Raw genomic sequence first — 6917 nt, 5'->3', positions numbered from 1 at the left:
TCTTCTCCCTGATGAGGATGTCCAATCGTTCGATAAGCATACATCGTGTCTGTACGCTGCCTTGAAACAGTTCCTTTACATCGGTTGCGTCAAATAGGCAACCTTTGGAAAGTAAGGCTTGATAAGCCGACTGAACAGACAACAGCAAACTCTCCAACCTGCCGTTTATCTCTACTGCCTCCCGACTCTTGCCGTCCACTCTACTCTCACGGGGATTCCACAACTCTGGATTGCAGGAGAGTTTACAACTGAACTGGGCAACATTCCTTCCAAGTGTGATACGTCCCATAATCGGAGCCTTGCCCAACTTGTCAAGACCGCTCTTTTTGAGGTAGAGCAACACCTTCATTTTTTCTTGTTTCATACGCTTTAATTTTTATGGGCAAAGACAGTGCAAGCGATTTCCATGAGAGCTTGCTCTCAAATGGACGAGTGCAGCCTGTCTTATGCAAAGTTACCCGAATTAAAGCGTTCCTCACTTATGCAGAAAACTGCCGACCACAGCAACAGCCACACAAGCGAAAATAATTCGGTTACCGGACATTACTCCATCGTTACCTATCCCAAAATCAGGTAATGCTTTGGTAACTGAACTTTTGCCTAAATCTGCATATTCCTACCCTTTTTGAAAAGAGCACTTCTATGCAAATCGTTCTGTTTCTTCCTCATTATCAATTAGTTTACGCCAACTTCGATTTCTCTTCATTTTCGTTGATTAGTTACCCGCCAACATTGCCTACATTATGACATAAAAAAGGCCATTTCATGCGGTGAAATGGCCTTTTTCATATATACTAATCCTCCTCAGGCGTAATTAACTTATAACCTTTACCATGGATATTGATAATCTCGATTTGGGGATCATCCTTTAGATGCTTGCGCAACTTAGTTATATAAACATCCATTGAACGTGCATTAAAATAATTATCATCTATCCAAATCGTCTTCAAAGCATAATCACGCTGAAGAATTTCATTGGCATGTGAACAAAGCAATGCTAACAACTCATTTTCCTTGGTCGTTAGTTTTGTTTGCTTTTCTCCAATAACCAACAGCTGCTTTTGCGTGTCGAAAGTAAACTCACCAATATGATAGAGTGTGTTCTCTTTACTCTTTTTACCATGCACACGACGCAAGATAGCTTCTATTCTAAACACGAGCTCTTCCATAGAGAAAGGCTTTGTGATGTAGTCATCAGCACCTATTTTAAATCCTTCTAATATATCTTCTTTTAGCGTTTTCGCCGTCAAAAAGATGATAGGCACCTCAGAATTAGCTTGTCTAATTTCTTGCGCAAGTGTAAAACCATCTTTCTTAGGCATCATCACATCAAGCACACAAATATCAAACTTATTCTTCATAAACTCTCTATACCCAACCTCACCATCTGGACAGAGTGTTGCAGAAAAGTCTTTCGCTTGTAAATACTCGCGTAACAACATACCTAAATTTTCATCGTCTTCACACAATAAAATTTTCAATTTGTCTTCCATAACTCTTTTCTTTAATATTTAATTTACTTACTGGATCCCTCTATGATACCAAAAATGGTAATTTAATGGTGAAACAGGTCCCTACGCCATATTCACTATCTACTTGAATAGTGCCACCATGTAAATCGACCATCTTTTTGACATAAGCTAAACCTAATCCAAATCCCTTCACATCGTGAACATTACCTGTATGGACACGATAAAATTTGTCAAATATCTTTTTTAAATTATCTTTCTTAATTCCTAACCCTGTATCACGGACTGATAAGCAGACATTATTCCCTTCATTCCATGTATGTAGATAAATATCTATAGGCTGATCTGCCTTTTTATATTTTACAGCATTATCCAAAAGATTAAAAATTATATTTTGGAAATGCATCTCATCAACATATATTTCAGAATCTACAGCTTCTATGTTTATATACACTTTTCCCCCTGTATGTTCAACTCGCAAGGTAAACGAATGACCAATGCTTTCTATCATTTCATTTAAGTCAATTCGCTTTTGCTTTAGCACAGCCTTCTTACGATCATACATACTCATCTGTAACACTTTTTCCACTAAGAAACGGAGGCGACGGCTTTCATCGTTGATCACACTACCCAAATGTGAAAGCATCGCTTCATTTTTTGCAACACTACGATCATTCAGCATTTGCGCAGCAAGTGAAATACTAGCAATAGGTGTCTTTAGCTCATGCGTCATATTATTGATAAAATCGTTCTTAATTTCACTATAACGTTTTGAGCGGAAAATGACAACAATGGTAAAAATAAATGTAACCAAAAGCACCAACGTAAAGACTATACTGGGAATCATAAAACGTACACTCGAAAATATATAATGATTCATATCTGGGAAATGGATACGGACAACTCCCATTTTTGATTGTGGATCATTACGAAACAGCATTTGTGAATAAGAGTATTCCTCACCATCATCAGAATAATCTGGACATCGATATACCTCACGTCCATCTTGTGTTAATACTGTAAAATGATAAGGTATGTTGATACCATTATTCATCAATTCAGCTTTTAAATCCTGATCTAGAAGTTTAAAATTCACACGTTCCTTCAAAGGTTTATCTGAGGCAGAATACAAGATAGAATAAACTACTTCGTCTAAAAGCGCCTTCTGATAAACATAACGATTTTTTATTATTTCTTGTAATGACTTTGATGCCTCTGAAATAGAATTCTTATCAGATTTAAGTATCATTGCCTTAGGCATAGAAGATGGCTTTACGGCAATCGTTTTCAATTCGAAAGAAGAATATATAGTTCCATCCTTGCCTATAGTGGCATACTGATGACTTTGTTGAACCGTCCCATCATTGGGTTGGCCAGACCGTGTACCCATTGAATCAACTGAAAAAGAACGACGTTCTGACTCCCTTACATCTTTTTCTAAATAGCGTAAAGTCTCATTCAATTCTAAATTCCGGGATGCCTGATAAAGCGCACGATTGACAGATTCATCGAATTGTTCTTTTTTCATCTTTGCCATCTCTTGTATATAGCGTAGCTGTAGAAATAACAATCCCATAAACGAAAGCCCCATTATAACGGCTATAGTCCATATCGTTCTTTTCTTCATAGTGACAAAGATAATGATTTTATTTCCGATTAACAATTAATTGTTAACAATATTGCAGGAATTAACTTTTTTTATCAAGATAAGTACTATTTAATTATATATACAAAAATAGGCGAGCCATATAACTCGCCTATTCTATATAAACAACTATTTATTCTGCTTTTTCTACCAATTCTTTTTCGTGGGCTGCAATCAAAGTCGCCTGAAGTTCTGTGGGAACAAGCTCGTAACTTGCAAACTTTGTTGTGAAAGAGGCTCGTCCTCCTGTCAAAGAACTTAACGAAATGCTATAGTTACTGAGTTCTTTTAGAGGTATTTTAGCTTGTAGTTTCTGGTAACCAGCTTCAGTATCCATCCCTACAATCAAAGCTCTTCTTCCTTGCAAATCACTCATAACATCACCCATAAAATCAGCAGGCACATACACCTCTAAGTCATAGATGGGTTCAAGAATCTTTGGTCCAGCCTCTTTGAAAGCATCGGAGAAGGCATGGCGTGCTGCCAACATAAAAGAAAGCTCATTACTATCGACAGGGTGCATCTTACCATCAACTACCACAACACGAACATCTCGTGCGTAACTTCCTGTTAACGGCCCATGCTCCATACAATCCATTACACCTTTTAATATAGCAGGCATGAAACGAGAATCAATAGCACCACCAACAACAGAATTGATAAAAACGAGGCGCCCTCCCCATTCTAAGTCTATAACTTCTTTTCCCTTAAGGGTTACCTTAAATTCTTGCCCATTGAAGTTATACGAAGTTGGTTCAGGCATACCTTCAGCATAAGGCTCAATAATAAGCTGCACTTCACCAAATTGTCCCGCGCCACCACTTTGTTTCTTATGTCTATATAATGATTTTGCTTTTTTCGATATCGTTTCTCGATATGGGATTCTCGGTTCAGTAAAGGCAACTTGCAACTTTTCATTATTCTCTAAACGCCATTTTAATGTGCGTAAATGAAATTCACCTTGTCCATGTACAATAATTTGCCGTAGCTCTTTACTTTGTTCTAAAACCCAAGTTGAATCCTCTTGACTCATGCGTTGAATAGCAGCAACCAGCTTTTCAGTATCTTGGCTGTTAACAGCTTTCACCGCACGACTATACTTCGAGTTGGGATATTTTATAAAATTATAATGCCAGTCGCAATCTTTCTCATTCAAAGCATTTCCCGTTTTTACATCTTTTAGCTTAACGGTACATCCTATATCACCTGCTTGCAAGTTTTCAACAGGCAATCGAGTAGCGCCTGCACAAACATAGATTTGTCCTATACGCTCCTTACTCCCACGATCTATATTTGTTAAGTCCATCCCCACAGATACGACTCCACTCATTACTTTGAAATAACAAACTTCTCCTATATGCGGTTCCATTCCAGTCTTAAAGAAATATAGGCTTGTAGGGCCTGACGCGACAGGAACGACTTCCTCACCACGAGAATTATGCGGGACAGGCATTTCGTTTACAAAAGGAACAACATTACCCAAAAATTCCATCAGACGTTGAACTCCCATATCTTTTCCTGAGCAAACACAGAATACAGGGAAAATACCTCGTGTAACTAACCCTTTTCGGATGCCTTCGCGCATTTCATCTTCAGAAAGTGCTTCTGACTCAAAGAATTTCTCCATCAACACTTCATCATGCTCAGCCGAGGCTTCAACTAAAACTTTATGTAAGGCTAAGGCTTTAGGCATCTCTTCATCAGGAATATTCTCAATCATAGGAGTACCACCTTCTGCCTTCCAGGAGTACTTCTTCATCACAAGCACATCAATTAGAGAATGAAAATCAGAACCTGTTTGCAAAGGATACTGAACAAGAACACATTTCTTTCCATAGATTTCTTGCATAGATGTGAAAATCGCATCAAAATCACATTTATCACTATCTAATTGATTAATTAAGAATATAACTGGTTTTTTTAATTTTTCCGTATATCGGAAATTGTTCTGTGTCCCTACTTCTGGTCCATACTGCCCATTAATCAATATAACAGCTTGATCTGTAACATTTAACGATGTAATTACCCCACCAACAAAGTCATCACTGCCAGGACAATCAATGATATTCAGTTTCTTGTGGTTCCATTCGACATGCGTGACCGTTGGAAAAACAGAATACCCATACTCCAATTCTACTGGGAAATAGTCGCTTACCGTATTCTTAGTAGCAATACTACCTCTACGTTTAATAACACCTGCTTCAAACAACATGCACTCAGCCAAAGTTGTTTTACCACTACCCGAACTTCCGAGTAGAGCCACATTTTTGATTTCACTCGTTTGATAAACCTTCATACACAAATTAGATTTAAAAAATTTATAAATTGTTTTGCCGTTAGGATGCAAGATAAACTTGCACTTTCATGGCTCTAAGGTAGAAAAAATATTATATTCCGCAAAAGATTTGAGTAAAAAAATGTACTTTTGCTACAAAATATACATATGCAAGGTTTATATATCCACATCCCATTCTGCACTAATCGCTGTATTTATTGCAATTTCTACAGCACAACAAACCAACAACTACAACAGCAGTACATTGACTCGATATGCAAAGAGCTACAACTAAGAGCTAAAGAAGCACAACATATCTCTACGATATACATTGGAGGAGGAACTCCAAGCATATTGACTTTTGAGCAGTTAAATCAGCTCTTCACTACAATTGAAAATTTATGGGGAAAAGAATGGACTGAAGTTACACTCGAATGCAATCCAGACGACCTTACTTTTACTTTCATAGAAAAGCTTACAACACTTCCTGTAAACAGAATAAGTATGGGAGTACAAACCTTTGATAATAATCTATTACAATTTCTCCACCGCAGACATACTGCTCAGCAAGCTATTGATGCAATTGAAATGCTGCATGAAGCAAAACTCCACAATATCAGCCTCGATCTAATATTCGGATTACCAAATCAAACATTGAAACTATGGGACAATGATATCAATCAAGCTTTGCAATGTAATGTCCCACATATTTCAGCCTATAGTTTAATGTACGAAGAGGGGACATCGCTAACAAAAATGCGTAATAGCGGAAAGATACATGAGATTAACGATGAATTGAGCCAATCCATGTACGCTTTGTTGTGCCAAAAGCTCAAGACTGCAGGATATGAGCACTATGAAATCAGTAACTTTTGTAAGCCACATCACCGTAGCCAACATAATAGTAGCTATTGGCATGAAATTCCTTATATTGGAATAGGTGCTGCAGCCCATAGTTATGATGGGAGGCACCGCAAGTGGAATATTGCAAATATCACGCAATATATGATTGCTATTGCACATAAACAATTGCCTCAGACAATTGAGAACTTAGATATTTATACCCGTTACAATGACCTCATCACTACAGCATTACGTACCCAAGAAGGCATTGATCTCAATCAATTGACACTACAATATGGACAAAAATTAGTAAATTATATAAAACAAGAGGCTCAAGAACATCTAAAAAATGGAAATCTTATTATCAAGAACAACCATCTGAGCATTAGCGAGCAGGGATTATTCATATCTGATGAAATTATGAGTGATCTCATTTATCTTAAGGCATAACTTATTACAATATTTATTCCTTTTGATGGATACACAATACACCCATCATGGAAGAGTTATCATCACTCAGGTTTTTGCGGTTAATTATTGTTAAAGTATAATGTTTCAACAATCGGCTTCTATAATTTTCACAGAAATGGTGTACCTTTGCAGGCGATTTATTCCGGTTTAGGCTCAATAAAGTGTTGGTGGTTACCAATCGCCTATCGGAGAAAAACCGTTTAACAATAAAAAA

The 6917-nt window shown here is 37.3% G+C and carries 5 protein-coding genes; 1 reads left to right on the top strand and 4 read right to left on the bottom strand.

What is annotated here, in order from left to right; all coding sequences use genetic code 11:
- The 4 genes from X919_RS0103985 to X919_RS0103970 form a co-directional block, all read right to left on the bottom strand.
- Positions 1-364, bottom strand: a 364-nt coding sequence (locus tag X919_RS0103985; RefSeq protein ID WP_028899118.1) for an Arm DNA-binding domain-containing protein, incomplete at its 3' end; no start/stop codon positions are given.
- A gap of 430 nt (positions 365-794) precedes the next feature.
- Entirely contained in the window at positions 795-1493 is a 699-nt protein-coding gene (locus X919_RS0103980) for a response regulator transcription factor RprY (RefSeq protein WP_028899117.1), read from the bottom strand.
- A gap of 40 nt (positions 1494-1533) precedes the next feature.
- Entirely contained in the window at positions 1534-3096 is a 1563-nt protein-coding gene (locus X919_RS0103975) for a sensor histidine kinase (protein WP_028899116.1), read from the bottom strand.
- Between the two features lie 151 nt (positions 3097-3247).
- Entirely contained in the window at positions 3248-5410 is a 2163-nt protein-coding gene (locus tag X919_RS0103970; protein ID WP_028899115.1) for an elongation factor G, read from the bottom strand.
- Between the two features lie 147 nt (positions 5411-5557).
- Between X919_RS0103970 and hemW the strand changes: the two genes are divergently transcribed.
- Positions 5558-6682, top strand: a complete 1125-nt coding sequence (gene hemW / locus X919_RS0103965; RefSeq protein WP_028899114.1) for a radical SAM family heme chaperone HemW — start codon at positions 5558-5560, stop codon at positions 6680-6682.
- The last annotated feature ends 235 nt before the right edge of the window (positions 6683-6917 follow it).

This window comes from Prevotella sp. HJM029 (genome assembly GCF_000599605.1).
Lineage (GTDB): Bacteria > Bacteroidota > Bacteroidia > Bacteroidales > Bacteroidaceae > Prevotella.
This window is presented reverse-complemented; position numbering and strand designations above follow the sequence as displayed.

What these genes read in the sequence shown, in the direction of transcription:
- X919_RS0103975 (WP_028899116.1), bottom strand. Translation starts at nt 3,096, where the DNA reads ATGAAGAAAAGAACGATATGGACTATAGCCGTTATAATGGGGCTTTCG.
- hemW (WP_028899114.1), top strand. Translation starts at nt 5,558, where the DNA reads ATGCAAGGTTTATATATCCACATCCCATTCTGCACTAATCGCTGTATT.
- X919_RS0103980 (WP_028899117.1), bottom strand. Translation starts at nt 1,493, where the DNA reads ATGGAAGACAAATTGAAAATTTTATTGTGTGAAGACGATGAAAATTTA.
- X919_RS0103970 (WP_028899115.1), bottom strand. Translation starts at nt 5,410, where the DNA reads ATGAAGGTTTATCAAACGAGTGAAATCAAAAATGTGGCTCTACTCGGA.